The sequence below is a fragment of the Mesorhizobium sp. AA23 genome, assembly GCF_001672435.1.
Taxonomy (GTDB): Bacteria; Pseudomonadota; Alphaproteobacteria; order Rhizobiales; family Rhizobiaceae; genus Mesorhizobium.
In genome coordinates this window covers 140,542-165,343 of record NZ_LYTP01000003.1, presented here as the reverse complement: position 1 = coordinate 165,343, position 24,802 = coordinate 140,542, and the positions used below count along the sequence as shown (strand labels likewise).

Sequence of the window (24,802 nt, the reverse complement as noted above, 5' to 3'; positions counted from 1 at the left end):
ATATCCTCGAGGATTGCATGGCGACCGACCTGTCCGCCGAAGTCGCGGTCGCCAGATTGGCAGTCGAGACGGATATGCGCGCGCCAGAATTGGCGGACGTCGCATTGGACATGCGTACAAGCGCTGTCGAGCAAAGGGGCTGGCTCGAGGACATCGCTGTGCTTCTTTCAGGCAAGGCAGATGCCTTCGATAGTCTGAGGTCAACGGCAGCTTCGGTTTGTCATGACCGTCTGCGCGGCGAAACCGGTGAGATGACGATCCGCCGGCTGGCCGAGGGCTTTGACGAGGCGGTCGCCATCTCTCCGGCGGCCAGCGTCCAACTTTCGTCGCTTGGCGACGAGGAAAAGCTTACGGCTGCAACGGCCGAAATCGTCTCCTGGCTGGAGCGACAGGATTTTACCGGCGCGGACAAGACAATACTCGATATCGGCTCCGGCATCGGCCGCTTCGAATGCGCGCTCCACGCCAGAGCGAAGCATATCGTCGGCATCGATATCTCCCCCAGGATGGTTGCCGTCGCGCGCCGACGCTGCGCCGGTCTTGGCAATGTTGAATTCCGCCGGACCTCCGGCCTCGACCTTGGCGAATTCGTCAATGCGGGTTTTGATGGCGTGCTGGCGGTCGACAGCTTCCCTTACCTGGTACTTGCCGGCGTCGCCGAGCGGCACTTTATCGAAGTGGCGCGCGTGTTGCGGCCAGGAGGGATGGCGGCAATCCTGAATTATTCGTACCGGATGTCGCCCGCCGCCGATTCCTCGGACATCGGGCATCTCGCCCGAATATGCGCCATGGACGTCCTCATCGATGGTGAGATGCCTTTCCGTCGATGGGACGGCACCGCCTTTCTTATTCGTCGTACCGGCGGAACATAACCGACGGACCGAAGTTCGGGCCCCAAACCACTTGCGCAGAAGCTGGAAGACCCAGGAGAACAAGATGGCGTCCGGCGGTAAGAAACACATGGGACGCGGCAGTCAGGGCAAAGGTGACGGGACCGGAGCGAAGACGACGGTTCCGAAAGACATGAATGGCGAAAATGACGTCCTGTCGAACCGGGATAAGAAGCAGCATACAAAAGAACGCGGCCTCGACAGCAATCGGATCAAGTCCGATCAGTATCAAGACCACGCGGCAAACCGGATTCCGGAAAACTGATCTTGCGGGGACTATCGCAAGACTTTGCAGGCGCGCAACGGATCATTTCAGGCAAAGGGTTTTCGCTCCGCCACGATCTGCTGCGGGGCTGAAGCTGATCGGCGGCTGGAAGCGCCTTGCAAACTCCGGCCGTGTATGGTCTCAAGTGAATCTCGAAGGGGCCACATTTGCTAAGAGAATGCCATGTCTCGTCCGAGCCAGCGCGATCCCGTCAGCCAGGCAAGCCTGGGCATAGACCAAGAGATCGCGTCGTTGTTGACCGCCATTGAGCAGGAAAAAGTTCCTGATCGCCTGGCTAAGCTCGCGATCGAGTTGCAGAATGCGCTGATCGAGAAGCGCCGGTGCAAAAAGGAGAACTGACGGCAAGCCTCATCGATGCCTGTCAGCGCTTCTGTCCCAGTGATCTTCCGCGAGATGGTCGTGTCTTTCGACCAGCGCTTGCGATGAGCTTTCATCAAGGAATTCCAGGACGCTTGCACGCGCGCGGTTGAGACGGCTTTTAACGGTCCCGACCGCGCAATCGCATATCTCCGCGGTTTCTTCGTAGCTGACGCCCAGCACACCGATCAGCGTCAGTACCTCGCGCTGATGTATCGGAAGCTTCTGGATGGCGCGGTAGACTTCCTTGGTCCGAACGGACCAGTCCTGCGAGGCTTCCGAAATCGGCCGGCTGGAGGCGCAGTCAAGCAAACCGGGCGCCTCCCTAGCTGCCGCCTTGACCCGCGTATAATGCGTATTGCGCATGATGGTGAAAAGCCAGGACTTCAATCGCGTCCCCGGCTCGAACTTGTCCAGGTTCGCAAGCCCCTTGGTCAGGGTCTCCTGCACCAAATCGTCGGCGTCATCGGGCAAGCGGCAAAAAGTGCGCGCAAAAGCACGCAAGGCAGGAATGAGGTCGACGACAGCGACCTCGCCCGGTACGCAGTCAGGCACGGCATGGCCTTTGGGTAACACGGTTCTCACCCCAGCAGAGAGAGTTGATGGGCATTGATTAGGGAGAATGCGTGACGATGATGATCGTTCCTGTTGTAAACGAACTTGCTTGAACGCCTCCGGCCAACCAACGGGGTCGCCGTTCGAGCTAGAGAAACCAACTCGCGACCAATCCGCCGAGGCCGCAAAGATCACCACGCTCGTTATGCTCCGAGGTTGTTCGTGGTCCGACTATTGACCCGGCCGCCCGTGATCCTGCGATCATTCGTCAGCAAAAGGATCAACACTAGCGGAGGAGTAGAAAAGACCTGCAGACCAATACCTACATTGGATGTTGCGAAACCCTTGCAGGAGCCCGATTGCTACAGGCGAGAGCGCCGCGCGGCCTCGGTGCCTGCGCTCGCCAATCGGGCGACCGCCTCGATCAGCACTTTGGAGTCTACTGGCTTCGACAGTCTCGGCGAATCCCGGAACTGATCGGGAAAGACCGTTGCGCTGTCATAGCCGGTGAGGAAGAGGAAAGGAACGTGGCGCGCTGCGAGGTGCTCGGCAAGCGGGAAACTGCGTTCGCCATGCAGGTTCACGTCGAGCACCGCCCCATCGAGTTCGACGCCATCGATCTGCTCGAGCGCCTGTTGAACCGAGGGCGCGGGCCCCACCACATGGCAGCCCGCATCGGTCAGTTCGTCGGAGAGGTCGAGCGCAACCAGGAAAGCGTCCTCGACGACGAGGATCCGCAGGCCCGATAATGGAGCGCTCTTGTTCATGCGTAGCCGGGCAGCGGCTCGAAGGCTTCGGTTCGGGCAAGGGGGATTTCAAGCAGGCACTCCAGGCCGGTGGGCCGGAAGTTCAATTCGACACTCCCCCTCAGCTCGTACTCCAAACTCTGCTGGATGAAAGTGGTTCCAAAATTTCTGCGGGATGGCTCTTCCACGGCCGGACCGCCGAGTTCCTTCCAGCTGATCGAAAGCATGCCCGGCTTCACCACGTTCCAGGAGACCTCGATGCGTCCGGTCTCGACGGAAAGCGCCCCATATTTGGCGGCGTTGCTGGCAAGCTCGAAGAACACCATGCCGAGTGCCGCCGCCGTTGCCGCATCGAGGTGGAACGGCCGGCCGTGAACGACTAGATTCTGGCGTCCCGTGCTGCTGTAGGGGGAAAACGTCGCCCTCAGCAGTTCCTCGAGGTCGGCGTCGCCCCAATTGTGGGAAGACAGGACCTCATGCGTGCGCGCCATCGCGTGCAGTCGCTCATGGAATGATGTCGCGAATTCCCCCATTGAGCTTGACGAGCGGATCATGCGCGAGGTCAGTGCGGTGATCGTGGCTAGGATGTTCTTCACACGATGCTGCAGCTCGTGCAGCAGCCTCTCCTGAGCGCGCTCGGCCTCCTTATGGTTCGAGACATCGACCAGGGCCGCAATAGCGCCCCGAACCCTGCCGGACTCGTCAAACAGCGGATTGGCCGACATCATCACGTCGATGCTTGAGCCGTCCCCCTGGGCGATTCGGGCTTCGTAGCCGGGGACGGGCTTGCCCGTTCGCATCGCCTTCTGCAGCGGCTGCTCGTGCGTTTCCACCACGGAGCCGTTCACCATCAGCGGCAGGACCGCCGGCACAGTGCTGAGCTTGCCGTCCGCGGCGCGCCGGCCGGCGAGCTCGGCCGCGCGGCGATTGGCGCGGATGGCATCGCCGTCGTCGTCTTCGGCGATCAAGATGCCGACAGGCACAAGATCCAGAACAGTCTCCAGGCTTTCGAGGCGGTTGCGCAGGTCGTGCGACAGCGCGCCGATCTTTTCCTCCGCCTGCGCGATCTGGGTAATGTCGACGAAGGTGACGACGACGCCGGCGATGACATTGTCGACGGTACGATAGGGCATCACGCGCATGATGTATCGCTTGGCGCTTTCAATGACTTCCACCTGCCTTTCTATCGTCCCCAGCCGCTGCAGCACCTGCTCCATGTCTGCCTGCAGCCGGTCCGCGGCAAAGCGCGGCCGCACATGCGCGAGCGGCCGGCCGACATCGCTTTCGACCAGCCTGAACAGGTCCCGCGCCGTCGGCGTGAAGTTCTTGACGCAAAGATCGCGGTCGAGGAACACGGTCGCGATCTGCGTGCTCTCGAGCAGGTTGGACATGTCGTTGTTGGCGCGGCTGAGCTCGTCGACGCGGATGTTGAGCTCGGCATTGACGGTCTGCAATTCCTCGTTGATCGATTGCAGTTCTTCCTTCGAGGTTTCCAGTTCCTCGTTCGAGGACTGCAGCTCCTCGTTGATGGAGGACAGTTCCTCGTTGGAGGATTTCAACTCCTCGTTGGAGGATTCTAGCTCCTCCGTCGTGATCTGCAGCCGTTCCCTGGTTTCCCGCAGCTCCTTTTCGAGCTGACTCACATTGGCGCTTTCGACATCGTCGGTCGTGTGGACGGGCTCGTCCTCTGCCTCCGCCTTTATCCCGCCGATATCGCGGAAGACCAGCATGTAGAGCGGATCCGAATTGCCGTCGACCGGCAGCGGCTGCACGGCGAGGCTGATCGTCTGGCGTCCGCCATTGGTGCCGATGCTGATCTTGTTCTGCACCGCCATCTGTCCGGTGCTGACTGCCTTGTGAAGGGCAGCGCGCAGGTCCATGCGCAGCCCGCGACGGGCCATGGAGAAGACGTTGTGGTCGGGCGCGCCGGCGGCAAGTTCCAGATATTTGCCTGTCCCGCCCGAGCTGTGCATCAATTCGCCGGCGGCGTTGACGACCACGTAGGCCGGAGCATAGCGCTCGACCAGGAAGCGTTCGGCAACTTCTTGCAGGGTTCCTGTCGTTGCCCGCGGGCGCGTGCTGGGAACAGCCTGCCTGGCGGCGGCGGCAAGTGGGAATTCCGGCAGGCGTTGCGCGGCGACCTCACTGCGCTTCTGGAAGATGCGGGTCGCCTTGTCGATGGTCGAGAACAGGCGCGCATGGCGCGTAACGTTCTCGGACGAGCCGAGGAAGAGATAGCCGTTATTGCGCAACGCATAATGGAAGATCGGGATGATCTTCTCCTGCAGCTCCGGCCCCATATAGATCAAGAGGTTGCGGCAGGCGATGAGGTCCAGCTTGGAAAACGGCGGGTCGCGCAACAGATTGTGCGCCGAGAACAGGCAGGCTTCCCGCAACTCGGCGGAAACACGATATGTGCCGTCCTCGCGCGAGAAGAATTCCTTCAGGCGCTTCGGCGTGATGTCGCTTGCGACGGTCGCCGGATAGCGGCCGGCGCGCGCCACTTCCAGCGCACGCTCGTCGATGTCGGTGGCGAAGATCTGCAGGTTGGGAGAAGCGGCGCCCCGCGGCGCGTTCTCCTTCAAAAGCATGGCGATCGAATAGGCTTCCTCTCCGGTGGCGCAGCCGGGCACCCAGGCCCTGATCGTCTCGTCCGGCTTGCGGCCCCCGAAAAGCTTCGGAATAACTAAGCTCTCTAGCGCATCGAAGGCCTGCGGGTCCCGGAAGAAGCTGGTCACGCCGATGAGCAGGTCCTGGAACAGAAGGTCGACCTGCTGCGGCTCGTCGCGCAGCCGCTCGTAGAAAGCCGTCGGATCGTCGATCTGCAGCACCTGCATGCGGCGTTGGATGCGCCGCAGGATGGTGTTGTCCTTGTAGCCGCTGAAATCATGGCCCGTGCGCGTACGCAACAGCCCCGTGATCCGCGAAAGCTGTTCGCCCACTTCGCGCTTGCGGCGGTCGCGTTCGCTTTCATCGCGGTTGGCGTGGCTGAAATAGCCGACGAGCTTCGCAGCCATCTCCTCGGCCGGCAGCACCATGTCAACTAGGCCGCTCTGCACGGCGCTGCGCATCATGCCATCATATTCGGCGCTCTGCTGCGCCAGCGTTAGGCCACCATGTTCCTTTATTGCCCTGAGCCCGATCGTGCCGTCGCTGCCGGTTCCGGAAAGGATCAGCCCGGCCGCATCCTCCCCTTGATCCTGTGCCAGGGACGTGAAGAAATCGTCGATCGGCGTCCGCTTCGCGCGCGTGGCGGCCATCTTGGCCATGTTGAAACGCTGTCCCCGGATGGTCACCGAGACGCCCGGCGGGATGACGTAGATGTTGTTCGGCTCGACTTCTGCGCCTTCGACCGCGGTCTGCGTTTCGATCGCGGTGGAGCGCTGGATGATGCTCGCGAGCACACTCTCATGCTCGGCATCGAGGTGTTGGATCACGACATAGGCAAAGCCGCTGTCGGCCGGCACTTCCGGAAAGAACTTCTGCAGCGCTGCGATGCCGCCCGCAGACGCGCCGATGCCGATCACGGGAAACATGGCGGGCTCTCTCGAGCTCTGGCGCGAGCTAGTCCGTGCCTTCCTTGTGCTTGCCTTCCTCGCCGCCTGCGCCATTGCCTGTTACCTGTGTCCGCCTGCTTTCCAGGATGCGCTCGATGACGGAGGCATCCGCTTCGTATTCTTTCGCCCGCTTGCCGAACTCGCTGGCGAGCTCGGAGCGATGCCGCGTCTTTTCCCGCTCCGCCATGCGCCGGGCAAACTCTGCCCGCTGCTGATGCGACCGCAGCAGGCTCCACAGGATCTCGTCCGCCTCGATCGCCTGCGCCTCCATGACCGCGTCTGCGGTGAAGGCATGCCCGGTATGGCACCGATAACGCAGCATGTCACCGTCTTCGATCTCCCACAGCGGCCCGTGGCATTCCGGGCATGTAAACACCGACAGTTCGCCAAGTCGATCTTCGTCTTTCATGGTCGAATGCTCCTGTGCCGCGATGGCCGCTTCCAGCCGCACGCCGGAGGGCGCCGGCAACGTTTCTCCGGCCGGCTCGGCCGCCAGCTTGCCCAGCAAGCCGCCGAGTTTGGCGGCGGGTTCGCAATGATCGATGTCGACATAACGCAGCGCGCTTTCCACCATGGAAGGCACCAGCGCGTCCTTGGGATGCTGGACCACCGCGAGGCCGCCGACCGCCTTGATTGCCCTCAGGCCGGCGGTGCCGTCGGAAAGCGCGCCCGACAGCAGCACGCCGACGACGCTTGCGCCGAAGCTCAGCGCCGCCGAGCGGAACAGCGGGTCTACCGCCGGCCGCGCGAGGTTTTCGCGCGGGCCGCGGCGCAGCATCATGTGATCGTCATGCAGAAGAAGATGGAAGCCGGGCGGCGCGACATAGATGTTTCCCATCTTTAAGGACTCGCCGTTCTTGGCGCCGGAGGCTTTCAGCGCTCCCGCACGGTCGAGGATTTCCGGCAGATAGCTGACCTGGCCGACATGGACCACGACGAACACGGTCGCCGGTAGATCGGCAGGCAGGTCGCTCACGATCGCTTTCAGGGGCTCAACCCCGCCAGCGGACGCCCCGATGACGATGATGGAGCGGTTGCGCGCCTTAGCTTGCCGCGAGCTTGTCTCGGCCTCGCGGGCAGGTGAGATTCGGTTTCGAAAGTCGGCCATGGCACCCCTTTCGGGTCGCCCCCGGCCCATAACACAATGGCCGAAGGCAGGACTCTGTTCCATGAGCCGCGCACGCAACGAAAGCAACGATCACCGGGATCGCACCAGTACGAGCGGGTCTCGGCCGAACACGGGCCATGGGCTGCCGGCCTTGCTTCCCTCGGGCCTGCGCAAGGACCGGTCGCCTGTCCGGCTGGCATTCGAGCCCCACGGCGGAACTTTCCATGCCCTCTCCCGCGCGAGATTTGAAGGAACCAATAGCGCCGAGCATTTGTTTTCTCAGTTCAGGTTCGGCGGGTGGGCTCCGCAACAAAGGGAGATAGCCATGAAGGTCGGCAGTTGCATGACAAAGGACGTTGCCGTCGCGAATCCCGAACAGTCGATCCGCGAGGTGGCGCTGATGATGGGCAAGCTCGACGCCGGCGTCGTGCCTGTCGGTGAAAATGACCGGCTGGTGGGGATGATCACCGACCGGGACATGGTCATCCGCGGGATAGCGCTGGGCAAAGGTCCCGATACCAGGGTGCGCGATGTCATGAGCCAAGAGGTAAGATATTGCTTCGATGACGAAGACGTCGATCATGTTCTTGCTAACATGGGAGACTTGCAGGTGCGCCGGCTCCCGGTTCTGAACCGAGACAAACGGCTCGTTGGCATCATCTCCCTCGGAGACCTCGCAAGAAAGGGTGAAACACGGGAGGCTGGAGAGGCTTTGAGCGGCATTTCGGCGCCGGGCGGTGTTCATTCGCAGACCGCCCATTGATGACAACGACGACATCGGGGTCTGTTTGATCGTCGGTTGACGCCCGCCGGGCGTGACTGGGTTGCGGCGGCCACATCGCGGCTTCGCAACCTGATCACGTCCTGCGGACCGACCGTGGTGATGGTCCCTCTCTGTCCGCCTATGCCAACTCTGTCTGGCCCAACGCCTGATCTCTTTAGGCAGAGGGTCGCGCGCAGTGTTGCGTTCTCCGGCGTTGCTTGACCGTCACCTCTCCGTCTTTCCGACGCCTGGCTTCATAACCCGCCTGAGGTCGGCCCGGCTTCCGCTGCTCACCGAATAGGCGCGCGTGATTTCGGCGCCGAACAGAAAGATTTGAGCCGAGTAATAGACCCATAGCAGCACCACCATCAGCGCGCCGGCGGCGCCATAGGAAGTGGCGATCGAACTGCTGCCGATGTACCAGCCGATCAGCGACTTGCCGATGGTGAAGAGAAGCGCGGTGACCAGCGCACCGACAGCGACATCGCGCCATTTGAGACTGCGGTCCGGCAGGACCTTGTAAATCGCCGCGAAGAGCAGCGCGATCAACGCGAACGATACGATCGTGTTGATCGAACTCACGATCAGTTCGCCGAACGGCAGGTGTTGGTTGATGACATCGGCCAACAGCGAGATGGCCGTGCTCGCCGCGAGCGACACGAGCAGCATGAAGCCGAGCGCGGCGACGAGACCAAGGCTCGCCGCCCTCGCCCGCACCAAACGCGAGAGCGACATGGCCCTTGGCTCGACCTTCCAGATCTCATTCAGCGACTGCTGCATCTCGCCAAAGACGCCGGAGGCTGTGATCAGGAGCGTCACCAGCCCGATAATGGTGGCAAGCGCGCCGGACCAGGGACGCGAAGCGGTCTCGATCGTCGCCTTCAAGAGGTCGGCGCTCTGCGGACCCATCACGCCCGAGATCTGGGCCGAGAGCGCGAGCTGGGCGGCGTCCTTGCCGACGACGAGACCTGCGACCGCCACAACGATCAGAAGGATCGGCGCAAGAGAGGTGGTGGCATAGAAGGCAATCGCCGCCCCATGGCTCAGCGCGTTGTCATCCATATAACCGCTGACGCTTTCTTTCAGCAGAAGCCAGGCCTCCTGAAGCCAGCCGGTCCTTGATTTCCTGTCTTCCGCCATGCGCTCGACACCGAACTGAAGCGGGCCGGGTAGGACAAGAGCTCGACTGCCTTTTCGTTGGCCAGGATGTGAAGCCGGAAAACCACCCTGTTCTCTTTGCCACCAGGTCCGGCTGACGCGGCCCGCAGAGGTCAATGACGCCGCGGGCGGGAGGTTCCGATCTATTCGCTTGCGGGGTCTTTTGGACATCGCGCTGGGCCTTCACGCTGCCGATGCCGTCGTGAACGCGACTGCGCGATCAGGTCGAAGCTGGCGCTCGTTGAAGGCTAAAAGAATGCCCGGCCGAAACCGGGCAGGAGACTTTGTAGGAGCCGATGATGGGACATCCGGCCTCGCTAATATATTCGCACCTTATGACGGACTCATGAAGGCCGCCATCCTCCAGGAACAAACCCCGGATTGCTGCGTATTGGCTGAACAGCCGGGTCCAGATGGGGGCACAATGTCAACTCGCAAGAAGCGCCACACCCAAAATGCATTCTCGCTTTGTGGAGACCTGATGTTGGCACCCGCTGTCGTCGCCATGCGCCTTCCGCTGATTGCTTTGGATGCAAGCAGCCGTGCCCCGAAAGGGATTGAGGCGATGCTTGCGGTCAACGAGAAGGCGCTTGCTTTCGCCGAAGGCATGGCCGCTGCGCAATTGGTTATCTTACGATCGGCGCTAAGGTTTTGGCCGGAAGTTCTATCCGGCCGGAGCCCGTCTTTTCTAAGCGGCGGTGCTCTGAAGGAGTCCATGGTCGCGGCACTCAAACCTGCCGGCCGCCGGGTCCGAACAAATTTCAACCGGCTCTCCAACCGGACTGATTGAGCCAGATTCCTGTTCACCCAAGCGGTCGCGGATCGCCGGTAATCGAGCTTCTGATGACGATGGCAGTCGAGGCAGCCGGCCGTGGCAGACATGCCCGCGTCGATCGGCGCTTGGAGTATCCAGCCGTCATGTTCGCGTTTCAAGGCGAGCTCGGCCTTTTGGCTGAATTTTGATTTATTAGTTGATGCGCATATACTCGTTTGCCGGCATCGTGTTCCCTAAGCCCCTGCCGGCCAAGGCCCGGTGGCCACCCCCATAGCCACCCAAGGCTACCGGGCCACCTGCCCCGTGATAGAGGCGCCCAAGGCTGCCGTGCAATCGCTCGCTATGGGCCAGCGAAATGGAGGACCCGGAACAACCCTCGTCGCTCCAAGTTCGGGTCGCTGTTTGGAGCGATCATGAAGACATACCGAGTTGAAGAGATGGCTGGCGACCAGGTGGTGGCTTATCACGTTGCCAATGCCCATGCCCCTTGGGAGGCTGCTCAGAAAGTCACCGGCAAAGACGTCCTGGCGAGACGGGATGAACATTTCTGGGTGCGGGTGACCGATGAGGGAAACCGCGCAATTTATAAATATGCCTTCAGGCTTGACGCACCGGACTGCCTTTGAGGCTCCGTCCGGTCGGGCTTGGGAAAGGGAGGCGGCGCATTCGGGTCCGGGCAATCGACGCTTGGCACCTTTCCGCAGGGTGATGCGGGATCATTGCCCGCACCGCCATACCGCTCTACGAGTTTTGCAAACCCGTAGGCGAAGGCGGCGAGAAGCGCCAGGACAACCGCTATCCGAACGGCCATTGGAGATTATACCCCGGTCGGCCTGCGGATAGTAATCACTACTGCTATCCCGGCGAGCCGCCGGCCAGGCTGAATTAGCCGGATCAGCAGAAGAGCCCGCCGCACCTCCTCCGCGGGCGGGCTCTTTGCGTCGGGGGCAACCCGACCAAGGCGCGCTCGACCGTCTCTTCTTGCCGGGAGCTGCACCCAGAATGCGAACTGCAGCGGCACCGAATTGTTCCAAGACAAACAAAGAGCCCGCCCGCCTGGGAAGGTCGAATGGGCGCTGAGGAAACGCCTTTCGCGGCGAGGTGAACCTCAGCTGAGGCACACGCCGCGCGACCCAACCGGGACGATTGGCAGAATGTCCCCTTCCGCCGATGCGACAGAAGTCCGAGAGGCTGACGCTTTGGTCCCCATGCTGAAACCTAAGCCTCGCTGCATCATTTGATAGAGCCGGTGAGGAAGTGCGTCACCTTCCTGGTCGGTAGCAGCTAGATAGATGCCCGCCATTTCCTGCCTGGAGTGACGGGCATCGTCCTTATCGGGACGCTGCGCCGTTCACGAGCGAGACGACGATCACGGCCGTAACGGCGGACAGGCGGTCACGCTTGACCAGGACGGGCTTTTCATAAGTGCGCTTCATGGCGAATCCCCCTTGCTGAAGTTGGCTCGCCGATCTGGCTGAGGCAGCACCCGACCGTCATTTAAAAAAGATGTAGGTCCGGAAGTAGCGACGAAAGGGCCGAAGCACGAGGAAAGCGGCGCTGATCGACGACAAGGCCATACAGTCAAGGCCATAGAAAAGAAAAGCCCGCCGACCAAAGCCGACGGGCCATCTTCCCTCAAAACTGTGCGCCCCTTTCCCAGATGGTCCGCCCGATTCCGGGAACCCCGCACAAGCGTTTCCTAATACAGTCGCCCCCAAAGGGCTGTAGCCCAGCGGCAACAATGACGAATATTCACAAGAGGCGAGCGGCAGGCAGTCCAGTCCGTTCAGATCGTTACCTCCCTAAAGGTAGCCTGGATAGCGAAACCAGTTCATTCTCGTCCACAATACCCGCCATGAAGTTGGCGATGATGCGAGAGGCCAGCGCCTCACGCTGCTCCGTAGTTTGGCCATCATATTTCAACCGGTCGAAGACGCGGGCCAGAAATTCCAGCTCTTCCGGATCGAAAATTTCCGCTTCCAGTGCTCTTTGGCGGATCGCCATGGCGGTGAACTCCTATTCGTGCCTGGCTCTGCCGGCAGGCTTGCGCATGCGAACCCCAATGGGGAAACTCGAATTTGATTCAATATGGAACTCCCGTGAGCGTTCCCTTAGCGCGAGATCTAAAAGAACGCCCGCCCCTGATGGGACCAGGGAGCGGGCCCGCGGAGAATGGGAGGCTCCGCCCGGCGGCTGTGCACAGATCGGGAGGGAATTGCGCCGCCGCGCCCCAAACCTCTTCGAATGCGAGGTGTTCCGCGATGGCGGAACATTTTCTTGGTGATCCGTTTGTCTCGGGCAGGAGGAGTGTTTCCGTACCGGTTGTCATCGGCATAGGCTTTGCCATCGTTCAAGCCTGCGCACGCTGACACACCCTCTGTTTCATTTCAGGACGGAATATGCTGGCATCAGCCTTGCAAATAGGATGATGCCGGTACCCTCCCGGGTCGGCACTCGTCGGGCTTGGGGCTGGGCTATGGGGCGGCGAGCCCGGCGAGTTCTCAATACGTTAGCAACTGCTTGTAGACATAGATGAACAGGCGGATAATCAGGCCACGCGCGTACGAGGAGCTTTGAGGGAATTCCAGCCATGCGACCGATCCTGCTGATCGTCGCCGCCCTTGCCGCGTTCTTCATCTGGGATGGCGTGGCGAACAAAGGCGCCTATCGAATTGCGCTGATGAAAACATAGACCAGTCCGAGCACTTCCCAGGTCTAGTGCGGGTTGGTTGAACCAATGATTTGAAAGCATTGTCGCTCCGGACGGAAGTCGGACATCCAAACGCATTGGTCCCAGTACTGAAACATTAAGCCCGTTCCGACATTTGGTAGAGCCGGCGGAATCCTTCAGTCGTCGGCGGAGAGAGGTCAGGTACCCGCCATACACTCCCCCGGGTGGCGGGTACCTGTTTGGGTTTTCAGCCGTCAAGCCGCCTTCGCGGTGCTGCTTCGCACATGAAGGGTATCGACCTACAAGTTCAGTGGACCAGAAAGCCCGTCGCGCAATGGCGCAAGCGCGACGGGCTTCTGTTGCTTACGGAGTAGTGCGGCCGCACCCTGAATGGGAGAAAACGAGTGTGGTCGCATGTTACCAACCCGACCGCACCGTTCGGGTTCCATCAGCCTGCTCGAATATTAGCGCCAGCTTGAAGCCGTAATATTGGCTGCACTGATCCGGCTCGGCTTTATCCTTATGAATGCGTTCCGGCTATACAATCAGGGGTATATGCTCATTGGTCAGCCGGCGCCGTGTTGCGATTCCGAGCCCCCGCCGGTCAGGCCCGGCTCAATTCTGGCCTTTTTCGGCCAGAGAGCCGGGCCGCTCCGGACACCGGCGCGGTGTACGCCTTTTGGAGAACTACTTTCTTTGCAGACAGCAATTAAAGTATCTTGCAGGAAAGGAGTGCTAAAATGCCGAATGAGAGCAAAAGGCTTATTGAAAAGAATTCCGAAAAGCTTGTTTCAGAGGCCAACGCGCGCCGCGATTTTCTCAAGCAGGCTGGACGCTTTGCTGCGGTGACGCCTCCGGCCATTACATTGCTGCTCGGCACAAGCTTGAACTCCAAGGCGATTGCCAAATCGGGAGGAACACGTCCGGGCAATGGATGGGGTGACAAGAACCACGGTCACGTCGGTCCCAAGCCAAAGTTTCTTAGATCCGGCAACGGAAGGTCGCGGGGGGACAGCTATGGCGGCGGAGCCCATGGGGGCTCGAGGTCCGGCGATCCCAACTAGTGCCGTCGAGGAACGACCTCTTCCCGCTCTACTGAGGTTAGACAGGCCGGCGCATTGGTCGTTATGCTAGAAACAACTTGCCCGATGCATCATTTGGTAGGACCGGCGAGGAAATGCGTCACCTTCTTCGTCGGCAGCGGTGAAATAGATGCCCGCCATTCCTGGAATGACGGGCATCTGTTGCGTCTCTCGGCTAGAGCGCTCTCCCAGTGCTGCATCGCCTGAGGATCATTTCACACAAGCTCTTCCGAACGCGCTCATTTTGCTCAGAACCCGTCTACGCGAACTTCGGCTTTAGTGGACTTGTTCCAGCCGAGGGCACCAGGCTCGCTTTAGCGAACCTTCTCGAGTTCTTCCAACAGCTGGTCAGCGTCAGTTACACCGCGTCCAAAAAGGCTCATGACTTTGACCGCGACGTTTTCCCGCTCGTCCTTGCGTTCGATTTTGTGACTGGAGCAGTAGTCACTCACCGCCTTGGCCAGAATGTTGACCTCTGCAGGTTCAACTATACCGCATCCCGCACTTTTGGGCGGGACAGCATTGCGATTGCTTCCACGCATCGTTTACCTCACCCCGATACGCCACAACGGGGAAAGGATACACCCAAAAAAAGTCAGCTACGAGTCAATTGGATCGGACTGAGGTCCCGGGCAAATAGCCGATTGCCTCCATGCTGCGCTACCGAGCAACGGCCGCCCACCGAACTTTTGTCCGGCGTCACTGCGCGGTCTGTGAATTTCGTCTCGGCAGGAGCCCTATCGGCTTGGTTCGCGCATGACATTATAGAGCAGCAGGCCGGCCAGTAACGACACGACTGCGCTTAGCATATCATCGCCGGTCAGCCCTGATGAATATGCGAAAGTTGATGCCAGCTCGGCCATCGTTCGACCCAAGGAGTGCGGGATTGCCCGAGGAGAACTTTTAGATGCCGCTAAAGTTCCTTGTGAGCGCTGGCGGGCTGTCTGCTCATGCCGCGAAGGTGTTTCGGGCTCGTATCGGGGCCAGTGTGAACGCCGTCAGAGACGGCACATTCATCTTCGGCCGGAAATCCCATTCCCAAGCGGAGGAACGCTAGACCCGTTGCCGTGACCCGCCAAGGTTAGACAACGGGCCTAGCTATCGGTTCGCTTCTCAAGTCGGTGACACTGTCGCCGCAAACCGAACCCAACTCCAAAGCCCAGGGCAACGCCCGCCCAGTCATCTACGCAGTTCATTAGCAGGTCCGCAGTAACAAATGTTAATGGTACACTGCTGGCTTGGCGAGAAAGGCGCCGCTGGAGGAAAGACTGACGCAAGCGACCTTGGCCCGTCGCAGCGCCCAAGGGATCCGCGCAACGGGCCAAGTAACCCGGCCTTCGGCTTTGTTGAGGCCGGTCCTCCCATCCTCCGCCGTGGCGGGCGGAGTGACGTTAATCCTGCACGAGCGAGCAGTCCGTTTTCGATAACTTTTGTTAGTCCCGCCTAAAATTGCCGCTTGCCGCGCCTGGAACATTCCTGCGCGGCCGCTGTTATTCCCTGCCGGAGGAACAAGCGATGGCAGACGACAAGAGGAAGCGTGGTGGCGGTGACCGCAACCGGGTATCAGCGGACGATGACTACGAAGTCCGGCATTTCGCCAACAAGGTCGGGCTGACGGCGCAACAGGTTCGCGATCTCATCAAACAGCACGGCAACGACCGGAAGACCTTGGAACGCGAGGCCGAAAAGCTTCGCGGATGACCAAGAGCTCCAACGCAGCGGCGATCGCCGGGATCCACGCCAAAATCATGAGCAGCGCAGCACGAGCCGCTTGAACTGGACGCTGAATAGCCGGTCAATCATCGTCATCGCTTGTTACGCGACGATATCGGAAGCGATTGCGGATGTGCGCGTTGAAAAAGCGGCCCTTGGCAAAGGCTGATCGGAATGCCGCGAACGTCTCCGGCGGCACCCCCTCGAACTCGTAGCGTTTCCCGCTGGTCACAAACCATACGGAAAGAGTCCCTTTGGCCGGATCGTATTTTGTTTTCTTGATCGAGGTGGACGGCATGGCGCGGCACCCGGTGGTCTGGCATAGAGCGAACGATCCGGCCGGCCTTTTGTTTCCGAAGCTAGTGAGTGAGAGCCAAGTCTCGCAGCCGACGCCGCCGTCCCAGATGCGGACGGGCAGCGGCAGCGCGAGCGCCGCATTCCATGGCATCGAAAAAGCCCGCAGACCGGAGCCTGCGGGCTGAGTATTCTGGAGGTTGGTACCTGAGTGCGCAAACCTGGCAACGTGCGCAGCAGGCATCCAATCAACAAAATCCGACAGCGACCGTTCCCTAAAATTCTGGACCTCGGCCACCGGTCCCAGCGAATGCGGGACAAATGTCGTACGGGCCAACTCAAAGGTCGGGGGCAGGAAACATCTTGCGAGAAATTTCATTGGGTCGCGACTGGCGAGGATGAGCCCCTGCCACCCTCGAGGTCATCTCACAGACGGAGAGTTCGCAAAGGTTGCCAGGCAGGCCGAGCGGCTGGGCGATAGCAGGTAATGGCAAATCAGTCTGTTCATCGGCCCCCGCACTGTTCGAGGCTCTTATCCTCGGTCTGGCACTAAGATTGGAACCACGGAGGCAATTATGATCGAAATTTCCAACGCCTTGGCCACCAAGTTGACGGGTCTCCAAGAAAGGCTGCGGGCGGCCAACGTGAGCATGGATGACATGCAGGCATTTCAAAGGGTCGCCGACCATATGGACAATGGTCGCGGCGGCATCGACGCCGACGATCTGATCGCGCTCTCCTTTGTCATGTCGGATGACGCTGAGCGATCGCAGATGGAAACAGCGCCGGCGATCGAGCCTGCAGCCCATAGGCAGCATCGGTCCGTCGGCCGATCCCGCGGCGCGAAAGGGACGGGCTACATCGTTCCGCATAAGGCGGGCTGAACGCGCCCCTATCCGGGTTAATTGCTGGCTGCTTGGCTTTCAATCGGATTTGCCCGAGTCTTCAAATCCAACGATTGCAGCCAGGATGGCATCGTAAGCGCTCCCGATCTCCTCTTCAATCTCGTGCTCGGAAACACCCACGGCCTTCGCGTCTGCAAAGAGCTTGGTCGTCAATTCCGCGACGGAAATGATGTCAGCGCCAACGCTGCCGCGCATCACATTGTCGGTGATCCATTCGCCAAAGAATTCTGCCCCGCGTTCGCTCATAAGCGATGCCGCGCCTTCAGAAAATGAGCCTCTCGAAGCAGGGAATTCCAATCGGTCCCGATCAACTCGATCAGCTCGCGGGCTTGCTCTTCGGAAATGTCTGCCTCCCTGGCCAATCGGCCGGCCAGGATCTCAACGGCACCGTCATGCGAGTCGCCTTTGTCGGTGTGCTCGTTCATCGAAACCTCCTAGCCTTGAAAACTGCCGAAAGGCCGACAGGTTCAGGCTTGTGCCGAAAAATCCTTCCCGGCGTCTGCGACTGCCTGGCCGGCCGTTTGGCCAATCAGATTATCTGGGCAGCCGTCAGGCGGGATTACCAAGACGGCCGGCGGATCGAGAACCGCCTTCTTCATGAAGACCTTCATATAGGCGGCCGCGGTCAATAGCCCCCAATGATCGGCAGGATCTCGCCGGTGATGTAGCTGGAGCATTGCGGCGAAGCGAGAAATACATAGGCAGGCGCGATCTCTTCCGGCTGGGCTGGCCGTTTCATCGGGGTCTTTGCCCCAAACTGCGAGACCTTCTCCGCTTCCTTCTCCGACGGGTTCAGCGGCGTCCAAACCGGCCCCGGCGCCACGGCATTGACGCGAATGCCCTTGCTGATCAGGTTACCAGAGAGCGCCCGGGTGAAGGCGTGAATGCCGCCCTTGGTCATCGAATAATCGACGAGCTCCTTCGAGCCTTCGATGCCCGTGACCGACCCGGTGTTGATGATGGCCGAACCCGGCTTCATGTGCGGAACGGCTTCCTGGGCCATGTGGAAGTAGCCGTAGAGATTGGTCTTCAGCGTGGTGTCGAAGTGCTGCTCGGTGAGGTCGGCGAAATCGGTCGAATGCACCTGGAAGGCAGCGTTGTTGACGAGCACGTCGAGCCTGCCGAAGGCCTTCAGCGTCCGCTCCACCGCCTTGTGGCAGAAGGTCCGCCTGGCCACGTCGCCGCGCATGATGATGCAGCGCCTGCCTTCGGCCTCGACTGCCTGCTTTGTCGTCTTCGCGTCGCGATCCTCGCTGAGATAGGCGATGGCGATATCCGCCCCTTCCCGGGCGAACAACACGGCAACTGCGCGGCCGATGCCGGAATCGCCTCCGGTGATCAGCGCCACCTTGCCTTCCAATTTGTTCGATCCCTGCCAGAACGGCGCGTCGTAGAGCGGCGCGGGCTCGATCGCCCATTCCTCGCCGGGTTTCGGATGATGCTGCTTCGGGAAAGGCGGCACTGGGTATTCCCGCGCGCCGGCCTGCATGGCGCCTTCTGATTTGGATTTGCCGTTCGACTTGGCGCGATCGGTCGCGTCGACCTTGCGTTGCACGCTCCGCTGCTTGCTGGCCGCCTGCTCGGAGGTGGATTTGGTACGCGGGGCCGATTTCATCGGTGTGGCGGAGTCGGTCATCCTGTCGGATTTCGTCGGCATCGGTGTCTCCTTCGCTTTCGAGGGACAACGCACGCGAACAGAAAAGGTTGGCCGCGCTCCGAAGCTGCCGGCTCTCAATCCGGACATCGGTCGCGACATCCGTCGGGACCTCAATCACGGCCGCCACAACCTCCGGCGCCGCTCGCCGGGACAGCGATCAGTAGGAGCAGGTTTTTTGACCGCCACGGGCCGGCTGAATGCAACTACCCGGCGGCAGCTTCGTTTTATGCGATCTCAAACAGGCGGTAGCATCATGAAATCCTTTCGGACCGATAATCCCTTGGCGGCGGCGCCGACCGCGGACCTCTTCGTCGGGCCCGCCCGGGCTGCGTGCGAATGGCTAGGACGGTGAAAGAGCCTTGAGCAGATTCCTGCCCCTCACCATCCACTTCGTCAACGGCGGCACGATGATGGTGTCGTCGATCGCTGACGCCAAGAAGGCGCTTGGTCGGAAATGGAAGAGCAAGGACTCACCAGCCTATCGCAAGGCGGTTCGGCTGGTGGAAGACGCGACCAACGGGATTTGCCGGCCGGCAATCGCCTTTGCCGCCTTCAAGAAGGCGGCCGCCGAGCAGGGTCTGCTGGAGCATGCGGGTCCCAGTGCAGCGCTCAGCATGCTCGACCAACTTTCGTCCCGCAACGGCAAGGGCACGCCGAAGTAACGCTCGCGCACCTCGGCTCGTCGTCCCGGCTTCAAAAAATATTTCGCGGGAACATCGGTCGATCCCACCGGTTTTGTTTGGTCAAGAAAGTCGAACGAAGGAGACGTCGATGGCAAAGAAAAGTTCGTCCGGCGCGGCGAACGGCTTGGAAAGCCTGTTCGTGGATGGCCTGAAAGACCTTTATTATGCAGAGAAAAAGATCCTGAAGACGCTGCCGAAGATGGCCAAGGCGGCGCAGTCAGAAGAAGTAGGCGCGGCCTTCGAAAAGCATCGCACCGAGACTGAAGCTCAGGTCGACCGGCTCGAGCAGGTTTTCGAAATGCTGGGCAAGCCGGCGCGCGGCAAGACGTGTCCCGCGATCGATGGCATCATTGAAGAGGGTTCGGAGATCCTCGAGGAATACAAGGACGAGCCGGCGCTCGACGCGGGCCTTGTGGCTGCCGCCCAGGCGGTCGAGCATTATGAAATAGCGCGCTACGGCACGCTGATTGCCTGGGCGGAGCAACTGGGCCTGAAAGACGCCCTCCCCTTGCTGCGCGACACCCTCAAGGAAGAATCCGCTACCGACGAGACACTTAGCAAGCTCGGCGAAAGCGGTGCGAACAAGCGGGCCATGCAGGCGGCCGCGTAAGGCGCCCGATAAACGCTTATTCGCATGCCAAAAGTCGACTTGGCGACGCGGCCCCGGTCTCTTTGACCGGGGCCGCGATTAATGACGGGGCCCGCCTCCTCGCGAAACGCTGAGCGGTCGCCTTCTTGGCGTCGCGTCGCCTTCAGTTGACTTCTTGCCGGTACCCAGCGCCGACCGACAGGATAGACCGCTCCACCTCGGTGCAGTTCATCCGGTACGATATCGTCAGGCTGGCTTGGCGGGAAATTTCGTCAGGGTGAAAGTCCGGAGTTCAAGTTGGAAAAAGCATTCAATCGGCTCGCGGAGATTGTCGCCCATGTCGCGGGCCGTGCATGGGCCTTCGTCTTGTGCGTGGTTTCGGTGGTCCTCTGGGCCATTGCCGGCCCGGCCTTTCATTATTCCGAGACTTGGCAGCTGATCATCAACACCGCGACGACGATCGTTACTTTCCTGATGGTTTTCCTGATTCAAAACACCCAGAACCGCGACGGCGTGGCCATTCAGGCGAAGCTCGATGAGCTCATTCGCTCAGGCCGCGCAAAAAACGACTTCATCGGCATCGAGCATCTCACGGAAGCCGAGGCCCAAGAATTCAGAACCAGGTGTGCCCAAACCAAGACCGCCAGCAAGGGGACGATCGCATCTTACGCCGAAAGCCCCCCTGCCTAAAACATGTCTTCCGAAAGTGAAATCCGGCTTCGGGACCAAGACATGCGTGACGCGCTTTAGTCGCCACGATGCTTGTGGCCGCTTTCCTGATTCTTGCCGCGAAGGATGTTGCGATCATCGGGGTCGACGAGGTCGGGCGTGTCGCTCCTGAGGTCCGAACCTTTCCGCCGCGCTTCGCGCTCCGCGGCTGGCTGCTTCAGCTCCGCCTTGGCGTCGAATTCCTTGGGCGCGTTCTTCGTGTTCTCACGTTCTTCCAGAATGCGCACTTGCTGGTCATGGGTTCTGCGTCCGCTCATCGGTTCCTCCTGTTCTTTCGTCGGTAATGGCAATTGGATTCGATCGTTCCGAACATGCGCAAGAGCAACCCGTCTGATCCTCGTTGTAACCGCTCAGACGAAAGACGCGGCAACGCAAGCTCCGCCAGAGGAACATTGGCAGACGGCGGCCGTTCTCAGCTCGAAGGAGGCGGCTCATGAGTGCAACCAGGGAGTTCTTTCGAAGCTGGCTCGAGGAGAACGTCGGGAACTTGCCTGCCGACACGCAAGTCAGCGTTCCGGTGCTTGTGCGACAGTTCGAGCAGGACGCCGACGCCGCGGGCTACGGGCACGAGATTCGCGAGGAGGAAATCGGCAATATCGAAGATGCAATCGAGCGGGCGCTCGACATGACCGCCGAGCAGGAGGACCCGACAGAATCAAATCCGCGGAAAGAGACCTCGCTTGCCCCGGTCATTGAAGCTCTCGAGGAGTCGGAACCGGCACAGGCGGAAGACCATGAGGATCGGGACTGACCGACTGCCGCACGGGATATCCGGAACAAAGAGACAGCTCGCCTGTTGGGCTGCTTCTGAACAGATCGGCACGTGATCCGCCGACGTGGCAGGCCAGATAGGTAAGTAAGCCAATGACGAAGCATTCTGCAAAGGACGATCCGTCCAAACTGGGATCGGACAGTGACCGGGCGAGCGAGCAAGGCACAAAGCGAACAGATAAGCGTCTGCCGCAGGAAGATCCTGTCGAGGGCGCGCGTGACACGGTGGAACGCGAGCTTGAACGGCAAGATCGACCGGTCGACGCTGAGGGAAGAGAGCGCGAACGCAGGGCTCTCCAGGAACAGGTCGATGAGGAGACGAAGCTGCCTCAGAAGGGCTCGGCCTGAAAGCTCCTTCTTTGGAAGCCAGCGCCTGGGTACATCCGCCGCTTCTCTCAACAGCGGCTTGTGCCATGGCTCCGTAGCAGCACGGGATCATGCCTGACATCGCCACGTTCAACGACGTGGTCCTCCTCCTTGCCGCGGCAGCGGCCGGGCTTGCCCTCTACAATGGCCTGCGAGCGCGGCGGGCGTTACGCGGCCGACGTTTTGGACGCTTCGTCGAAGTCGACGGAGCGCGGCTGCACCTGATCGAGGATGGCCAGGGCATGCCGCTGTTGTTGCTGCATGGCAACGGCTCTTCGGCCGAGGATTTCACGACAAGCGGCATCGTCGACAAAGCGGCCGCAGACTATCGTGTTCTGGCTTTCGACAGACCAGGCTTCGGCAGGAGCTCGCGCCCGATCGGCAGGATCTGGTCGGCCGCCGCGCAGGCCGATCTGATCGATGCCGCGGCCGCGAAACTCGGAATTGGACGCTATATTGTTGTTGGCCACTCTTGGGGTGCCGCGGTTGCGCTCGAGATGGCGCGACGGCGCCCTGGGCGCGTTGCCGGGGTCGTGCTTGTCTCCGGCTACCACTATCCATCGCCAAGGTTCGAACTCGCCTTGTCGGGGTTGCCGATCTTGCCTTTGATCGGAACGGCCTTCCGCCACACCTTGCTGCCGCCGCTGGTCAGGCTTGGCTGGGCTTGGTCAATGCGAAAGATATTTGGCCCGGCGGCGATCTCGGCGGCATTCACCGCAACGACGAGGGAGTTGGCGAGCCGCCCCTCGCAACTGCGGTCGATCGCGGCGGAGTCCTTCCTGATGTGGATCGCAGCGGCGTTTGTGACGCCTCGGCACAACGACATTTTCGTTCCTGTTGGGATAATCGCCGGCGCCGGCGATCAGCTTTTCGACGCGCCGGCCGAGGCGTTTCGGCTGCACGCGGATCTCGCAAACTCGGTAGTCGATATCGTCCCCGATGCCGGGCATATGGTGCACCTGACAGCCCCGCAGGCGGTGCTCGCCATGATCGACAAGATCGCTGCCCTTTCGACCACCGAGGACGCGCAACTGAGCGACCGATAAGCAGCAGTGCCGTGCAACCGGCCTACGGCGGGGAACCTTCCGATCCACGCCGCTTTATCTCCATGTTCGAAGCAGCAGCAGTGAGAGGAAGCATTGCGCAGCATTGCTCGGCGAAAACTGCCTTTACTGCAGGTGCTTGCACTGACACTTGCTTCCTGCTCCTCGTCTGAAACCGTCGAACAGCAATCGAAGCGTGCCGCCTCGACCGCGCAGGCGGCGGTGCTGGTCACCGATGCCTGGCTCTCCGGCGCCGCGCCGTCCCACTACGCGTCCTCTGCCCTACAATCCTTCGCCGAGACACTCGCCGATGCCGGCCGGCAAGTGGAATCGGCCTCGCCGTCCGATCCTGCGACGCGAGACACGCTGAAGGCGGCGATCAGCCGGCTGTCCACCGCGGCAAGCGGGGCCGACAGCGCGGTCGAGGCCGGACAGCAGGCGCAGGCCAGCCGGGCACGCAACGAGCTTCGCGCCGCGCAGGCGGATCTCGCCACGGCCTATCGCGGCTATTTCGCGCCGCAACGATGAAGAAGCTGCTGGAAATTTCGCTTGGCGTCGTGACCAGCGTTGGTGGCTTCCTGGAGGTCGGTTCGATGGCGACAGCGGCGCAGGCAGGCGCCCTGTTCGGCTTCCAACTCATCTGGGCGATAGTGCTCGGCACCATCTGCATCATCTTCCTGGTCGAGATGGCCGGTCGCTTCGCCGCCGTGAGCCATCACACCATCGCCGACGGCATCCGCGAACGCTTCGGCTTCAATGCTTTCCTTTGGCCGCTGCTTGCAGTCCTGCTGGTCAATTTCCTGGTCCTCTCGGCAGAAATAGGCGGGGTTGCCATTGCTGCCGAGCTTGCCACCGGGATCGGCTTTCAATGGTGGGCATTGCCAGCGGCTTTCCTCGCATGGCTGCTGCTGTGGAAAGGCACGTTCGGCCTCATCGAGAAAGGCGTGTCGATGCTTGGCCTGATCACGCTCTGCTTCGTCGTCGCATCGGTGATGCTAAAGCCCGAATGGAAACAGGTGGCTGCCGGTGCCGTGCCCAGCCTGCCGCAACACGATACGGCGAACTACTGGTTCATGGCCGTCAGCATCCTCGGCGCTTCCATCTCGCCCTACCTTTTCATGTTCTATTCCTCGGGCGCGGTCGAGGATCAATGGGACAAGAGCTATCTCGGCACCAATCGGGCGATTGCCGGTCTCGGCATGAGCTTCGGAGGAACGATCTCCGTGGCCGTGCTGATCGTGGCCGCGCTTGTGCTCGGCGCCCACGGCGTGAACCAGGTGGACGACTACAACCAGCTCCCGCTGATGCTGATCTCGGTGTTCGGCTTCTGGGGCTTCGTCCTTTTCGTCGCATCGCTCGGCATCGCCTGTTTCGGAGCCGTTCTGGAAGTGGCGCTGCAGCAGGCCTATCTCGTCGCGCAAGGGTTCGGCTGGACCTGGGGCGAGGACCTCAAGCCGCGCGACGATCCGGGCTTCAGCCTCGTCTACACGCTTACGCTTTTTCTTGCAGCCGTTCCGATAGCGATTGGTCTCGACCCGCTGAGGCTCACCATCTTCTCAATGGCGTTGACCGCCGCCAGTCTGCCGCTGACGGTTGTTCCGTTCCTCTTCCTGCTGAATGACGAGCGCTATGTCGGCCAGCACCGCAACGGCGTCATCTCTAATGCCGCCGTGATCTTCGTCATCGCGCTCGGCTTCGTGCTGGCGGTGGTGACTATTCCCCTGCAGATATTCGGAGGCACCTGATGCAGCTGCTGCGCGATATCCTGGACAAGCAGGTCGTCGACCGCGAGCAGGTCAAGATCGGCAAGGTGGATGGACTGGTCGCCGAGCTGAGGCAGGGCAAGCCGCCGAGGGTCGTTGCGGTCGAGCTTGGCGCGATTGCGCTGGCCCGACGGCTTGGCGCTCGGCCTGGGCGATTAACGGCGCGGCTGGCCGCAAGGCTGAGCGGGAAGCAGCAGGCACGGCCGCATCGCATCGCCTGGACCAAGGTGCGCGACATCGGCGTCGACATCGAATTCGATATCGACGTGCGCAGGACCAAGATCTTGGCCTGGCAGAGCTGGCTGCGCGATCGCATCGTCGGCCGAATCCCGGGAGCCTGA

At 61.0% G+C, this 24,802-nt stretch carries 31 protein-coding genes; 18 read left to right on the top strand and 13 right to left on the bottom strand.

What is annotated here, in order from left to right; genetic code table 11:
• The first annotated feature begins 17 nt into the window (after window positions 1-17).
• The 3 genes from A9K66_RS05270 to A9K66_RS30660 all read left to right on the top strand — a co-directional run bounded on the left by A9K66_RS05270 (window position 18) and on the right by A9K66_RS30660 (window position 1,515).
• Window positions 18-872 carry a methyltransferase domain-containing protein gene (locus A9K66_RS05270; RefSeq protein WP_245307396.1) on the top strand — a complete coding sequence of 285 codons (855 nt, stop codon included), beginning with the start codon at window positions 18-20 and terminating at the stop codon, window positions 870-872.
• Between the two features lie 64 nt (window positions 873-936).
• Window positions 937-1,155, top strand: coding sequence for a hypothetical protein (locus A9K66_RS05265; protein ID WP_067320582.1), 219 nt, complete (start codon window positions 937-939; stop codon window positions 1,153-1,155).
• 183 nt (window positions 1,156-1,338) lie between these two features.
• Window positions 1,339-1,515, top strand: coding sequence for a hypothetical protein (locus tag A9K66_RS30660; protein ID WP_082953720.1), 177 nt, complete (start codon window positions 1,339-1,341; stop codon window positions 1,513-1,515).
• A gap of 9 nt (window positions 1,516-1,524) precedes the next feature.
• On the opposite strand, the gene A9K66_RS05260 is transcribed toward A9K66_RS30660, so the two are convergent.
• The 4 genes from A9K66_RS05260 to A9K66_RS05245 all read right to left on the bottom strand — a co-directional run bounded on the left by A9K66_RS05260 (window position 1,525) and on the right by A9K66_RS05245 (window position 7,499).
• The gene (locus tag A9K66_RS05260) at window positions 1,525-2,088 is read right to left on the bottom strand and encodes a sigma-70 family RNA polymerase sigma factor (RefSeq protein WP_067320579.1); all 564 of its coding nucleotides are present in this window, start codon (window positions 2,086-2,088) and stop codon (window positions 1,525-1,527) included.
• Window positions 2,089-2,450: 362 nt separating this feature from the next.
• Window positions 2,451-2,855, bottom strand: a complete 405-nt coding sequence (locus A9K66_RS05255; protein WP_067320576.1) for a response regulator — start codon at window positions 2,853-2,855, stop codon at window positions 2,451-2,453.
• Window positions 2,852-6,370, bottom strand: a complete 3,519-nt coding sequence (locus A9K66_RS05250; protein WP_067320573.1) for a CheR family methyltransferase — start codon at window positions 6,368-6,370, stop codon at window positions 2,852-2,854. Before A9K66_RS05250 ends, A9K66_RS05255 begins: the two co-directional genes overlap by 4 nt.
• A 28-nt stretch (window positions 6,371-6,398) precedes the next feature.
• Window positions 6,399-7,499, bottom strand: a complete 1,101-nt coding sequence (locus A9K66_RS05245) for a chemotaxis protein CheB (protein WP_082953718.1) — start codon at window positions 7,497-7,499, stop codon at window positions 6,399-6,401.
• A 325-nt stretch (window positions 7,500-7,824) separates the two neighbouring features.
• Here A9K66_RS05245 and A9K66_RS05240 point away from each other — a divergent pair, with 325 nt between their 5' ends.
• The gene (locus tag A9K66_RS05240) at window positions 7,825-8,262 is read left to right on the top strand and encodes a CBS domain-containing protein (protein WP_067320757.1); all 438 of its coding nucleotides are present in this window, start codon (window positions 7,825-7,827) and stop codon (window positions 8,260-8,262) included.
• A gap of 225 nt (window positions 8,263-8,487) precedes the next feature.
• Here the strand turns inward: A9K66_RS05240 and A9K66_RS05235 are convergent, their stop codons facing one another.
• Window positions 8,488-9,402 (bottom strand): YihY/virulence factor BrkB family protein, encoded by a 915-nt coding sequence (locus A9K66_RS05235; RefSeq protein ID WP_067320570.1) that lies wholly within the window; start codon window positions 9,400-9,402, stop codon window positions 8,488-8,490.
• Between the two features lie 364 nt (window positions 9,403-9,766).
• Between A9K66_RS05235 and A9K66_RS05230 the strand changes: the two genes are divergently transcribed.
• Window positions 9,767-10,210: a hypothetical protein gene (locus A9K66_RS05230; protein ID WP_245307392.1), complete on the top strand. Its 444-nt coding sequence runs from the start codon at window positions 9,767-9,769 to the stop codon at window positions 10,208-10,210.
• Between the two features lie 398 nt (window positions 10,211-10,608).
• Window positions 10,609-10,821, top strand: a complete 213-nt coding sequence (locus tag A9K66_RS05225) for a hypothetical protein (RefSeq protein ID WP_067320567.1) — start codon at window positions 10,609-10,611, stop codon at window positions 10,819-10,821.
• Window positions 10,822-11,526: 705 nt separating this feature from the next.
• On the opposite strand, the gene A9K66_RS30655 is transcribed toward A9K66_RS05225, so the two are convergent.
• On the bottom strand, window positions 11,527-11,631 hold the full coding sequence (locus A9K66_RS30655) for a putative RiPP precursor (protein ID WP_197507455.1): 105 nt from the start codon (window positions 11,629-11,631) through the stop codon (window positions 11,527-11,529).
• A 358-nt stretch (window positions 11,632-11,989) separates the two neighbouring features.
• Window positions 11,990-12,199 carry a hypothetical protein gene (locus tag A9K66_RS05220; RefSeq protein ID WP_066994857.1) on the bottom strand — a complete coding sequence of 70 codons (210 nt, stop codon included), beginning with the start codon at window positions 12,197-12,199 and terminating at the stop codon, window positions 11,990-11,992.
• Between the two features lie 1,407 nt (window positions 12,200-13,606).
• Here A9K66_RS05220 and A9K66_RS29080 point away from each other — a divergent pair.
• Complete coding sequence (locus A9K66_RS29080) at window positions 13,607-13,930, top strand: hypothetical protein (protein ID WP_082953717.1); 324 nt, start codon at window positions 13,607-13,609, stop codon at window positions 13,928-13,930.
• 332 nt (window positions 13,931-14,262) lie between these two features.
• Here A9K66_RS29080 and A9K66_RS05215 read toward each other — a convergent pair whose 3' ends face one another.
• Window positions 14,263-14,490 (bottom strand): hypothetical protein, encoded by a 228-nt coding sequence (locus tag A9K66_RS05215; protein ID WP_067320564.1) that lies wholly within the window; start codon window positions 14,488-14,490, stop codon window positions 14,263-14,265.
• Window positions 14,491-15,463: 973 nt separating this feature from the next.
• Between A9K66_RS05215 and A9K66_RS05210 the strand changes: the two genes are divergently transcribed.
• Complete coding sequence (locus A9K66_RS05210) at window positions 15,464-15,649, top strand: DUF3606 domain-containing protein (RefSeq protein WP_067320751.1); 186 nt, start codon at window positions 15,464-15,466, stop codon at window positions 15,647-15,649.
• A 94-nt stretch (window positions 15,650-15,743) separates the two neighbouring features.
• On the opposite strand, the gene A9K66_RS31000 is transcribed toward A9K66_RS05210, so the two are convergent.
• Window positions 15,744-16,334 carry a KTSC domain-containing protein gene (locus A9K66_RS31000; RefSeq protein ID WP_245307390.1) on the bottom strand — a complete coding sequence of 197 codons (591 nt, stop codon included), beginning with the start codon at window positions 16,332-16,334 and terminating at the stop codon, window positions 15,744-15,746.
• Window positions 16,335-16,530: 196 nt separating this feature from the next.
• Between A9K66_RS31000 and A9K66_RS05200 the strand changes: the two genes are divergently transcribed.
• On the top strand, window positions 16,531-16,839 hold the full coding sequence (locus A9K66_RS05200) for a hypothetical protein (protein WP_067320562.1): 309 nt from the start codon (window positions 16,531-16,533) through the stop codon (window positions 16,837-16,839).
• A 39-nt stretch (window positions 16,840-16,878) separates the two neighbouring features.
• On the opposite strand, the gene A9K66_RS05195 is transcribed toward A9K66_RS05200, so the two are convergent.
• From A9K66_RS05195 to A9K66_RS05185, 3 genes are all read right to left on the bottom strand, one after another.
• Window positions 16,879-17,106, bottom strand: coding sequence for a DUF768 domain-containing protein (locus tag A9K66_RS05195; protein WP_067320559.1), 228 nt, complete (start codon window positions 17,104-17,106; stop codon window positions 16,879-16,881).
• The gene (locus A9K66_RS05190) at window positions 17,103-17,285 is read right to left on the bottom strand and encodes a hypothetical protein (protein WP_067320556.1); all 183 of its coding nucleotides are present in this window, start codon (window positions 17,283-17,285) and stop codon (window positions 17,103-17,105) included. The genes A9K66_RS05195 and A9K66_RS05190 overlap by 4 nt, the downstream gene beginning before the upstream one ends.
• Before the next feature lie 200 nt (window positions 17,286-17,485).
• Window positions 17,486-18,475, bottom strand: coding sequence for an SDR family oxidoreductase (locus A9K66_RS05185; protein ID WP_067320745.1), 990 nt, complete (start codon window positions 18,473-18,475; stop codon window positions 17,486-17,488).
• Between the two features lie 401 nt (window positions 18,476-18,876).
• On the opposite strand from A9K66_RS05185, the gene A9K66_RS05180 reads away from it, so the two are divergent.
• The 3 genes from A9K66_RS05180 to A9K66_RS05170 all read left to right on the top strand — a co-directional run bounded on the left by A9K66_RS05180 (window position 18,877) and on the right by A9K66_RS05170 (window position 20,479).
• A complete protein-coding gene (locus A9K66_RS05180) occupies window positions 18,877-19,179 on the top strand; it encodes a DUF982 domain-containing protein (protein WP_066994825.1) in 303 nt (100 codons plus the stop codon).
• Window positions 19,180-19,288: 109 nt separating this feature from the next.
• The gene (locus A9K66_RS05175) at window positions 19,289-19,810 is read left to right on the top strand and encodes a ferritin-like domain-containing protein (protein ID WP_067320554.1); all 522 of its coding nucleotides are present in this window, start codon (window positions 19,289-19,291) and stop codon (window positions 19,808-19,810) included.
• Window positions 19,811-20,086: 276 nt separating this feature from the next.
• The gene (locus A9K66_RS05170) at window positions 20,087-20,479 is read left to right on the top strand and encodes a low affinity iron permease family protein (protein WP_067320551.1); all 393 of its coding nucleotides are present in this window, start codon (window positions 20,087-20,089) and stop codon (window positions 20,477-20,479) included.
• 56 nt (window positions 20,480-20,535) lie between these two features.
• Here the strand turns inward: A9K66_RS05170 and A9K66_RS05165 are convergent, their stop codons facing one another.
• On the bottom strand, window positions 20,536-20,775 hold the full coding sequence (locus A9K66_RS05165) for a hypothetical protein (RefSeq protein WP_067320547.1): 240 nt from the start codon (window positions 20,773-20,775) through the stop codon (window positions 20,536-20,538).
• A gap of 230 nt (window positions 20,776-21,005) precedes the next feature.
• On the opposite strand from A9K66_RS05165, the gene A9K66_RS05160 reads away from it, so the two are divergent.
• The 6 genes from A9K66_RS05160 to A9K66_RS05135 all read left to right on the top strand — a co-directional run bounded on the left by A9K66_RS05160 (window position 21,006) and on the right by A9K66_RS05135 (window position 24,802).
• The gene (locus tag A9K66_RS05160) at window positions 21,006-21,269 is read left to right on the top strand and encodes a hypothetical protein (RefSeq protein ID WP_245307389.1); all 264 of its coding nucleotides are present in this window, start codon (window positions 21,006-21,008) and stop codon (window positions 21,267-21,269) included.
• A 113-nt stretch (window positions 21,270-21,382) separates the two neighbouring features.
• Window positions 21,383-21,637, top strand: coding sequence for a hypothetical protein (locus A9K66_RS05155; protein WP_067320542.1), 255 nt, complete (start codon window positions 21,383-21,385; stop codon window positions 21,635-21,637).
• Window positions 21,638-21,726: 89 nt separating this feature from the next.
• Window positions 21,727-22,701: an alpha/beta hydrolase gene (locus A9K66_RS05150; RefSeq protein ID WP_067320539.1), complete on the top strand. Its 975-nt coding sequence runs from the start codon at window positions 21,727-21,729 to the stop codon at window positions 22,699-22,701.
• A gap of 93 nt (window positions 22,702-22,794) precedes the next feature.
• A complete protein-coding gene (locus tag A9K66_RS05145; protein WP_127239686.1) occupies window positions 22,795-23,226 on the top strand; it encodes a hypothetical protein in 432 nt (143 codons plus the stop codon).
• A complete protein-coding gene (locus A9K66_RS05140; protein WP_067320536.1) occupies window positions 23,223-24,443 on the top strand; it encodes a divalent metal cation transporter in 1,221 nt (406 codons plus the stop codon). The genes A9K66_RS05145 and A9K66_RS05140 overlap by 4 nt, the downstream gene beginning before the upstream one ends.
• On the top strand, window positions 24,443-24,802 hold the full coding sequence (locus A9K66_RS05135; protein ID WP_067320534.1) for a hypothetical protein: 360 nt from the start codon (window positions 24,443-24,445) through the stop codon (window positions 24,800-24,802). Before A9K66_RS05140 ends, A9K66_RS05135 begins: the two co-directional genes overlap by 1 nt.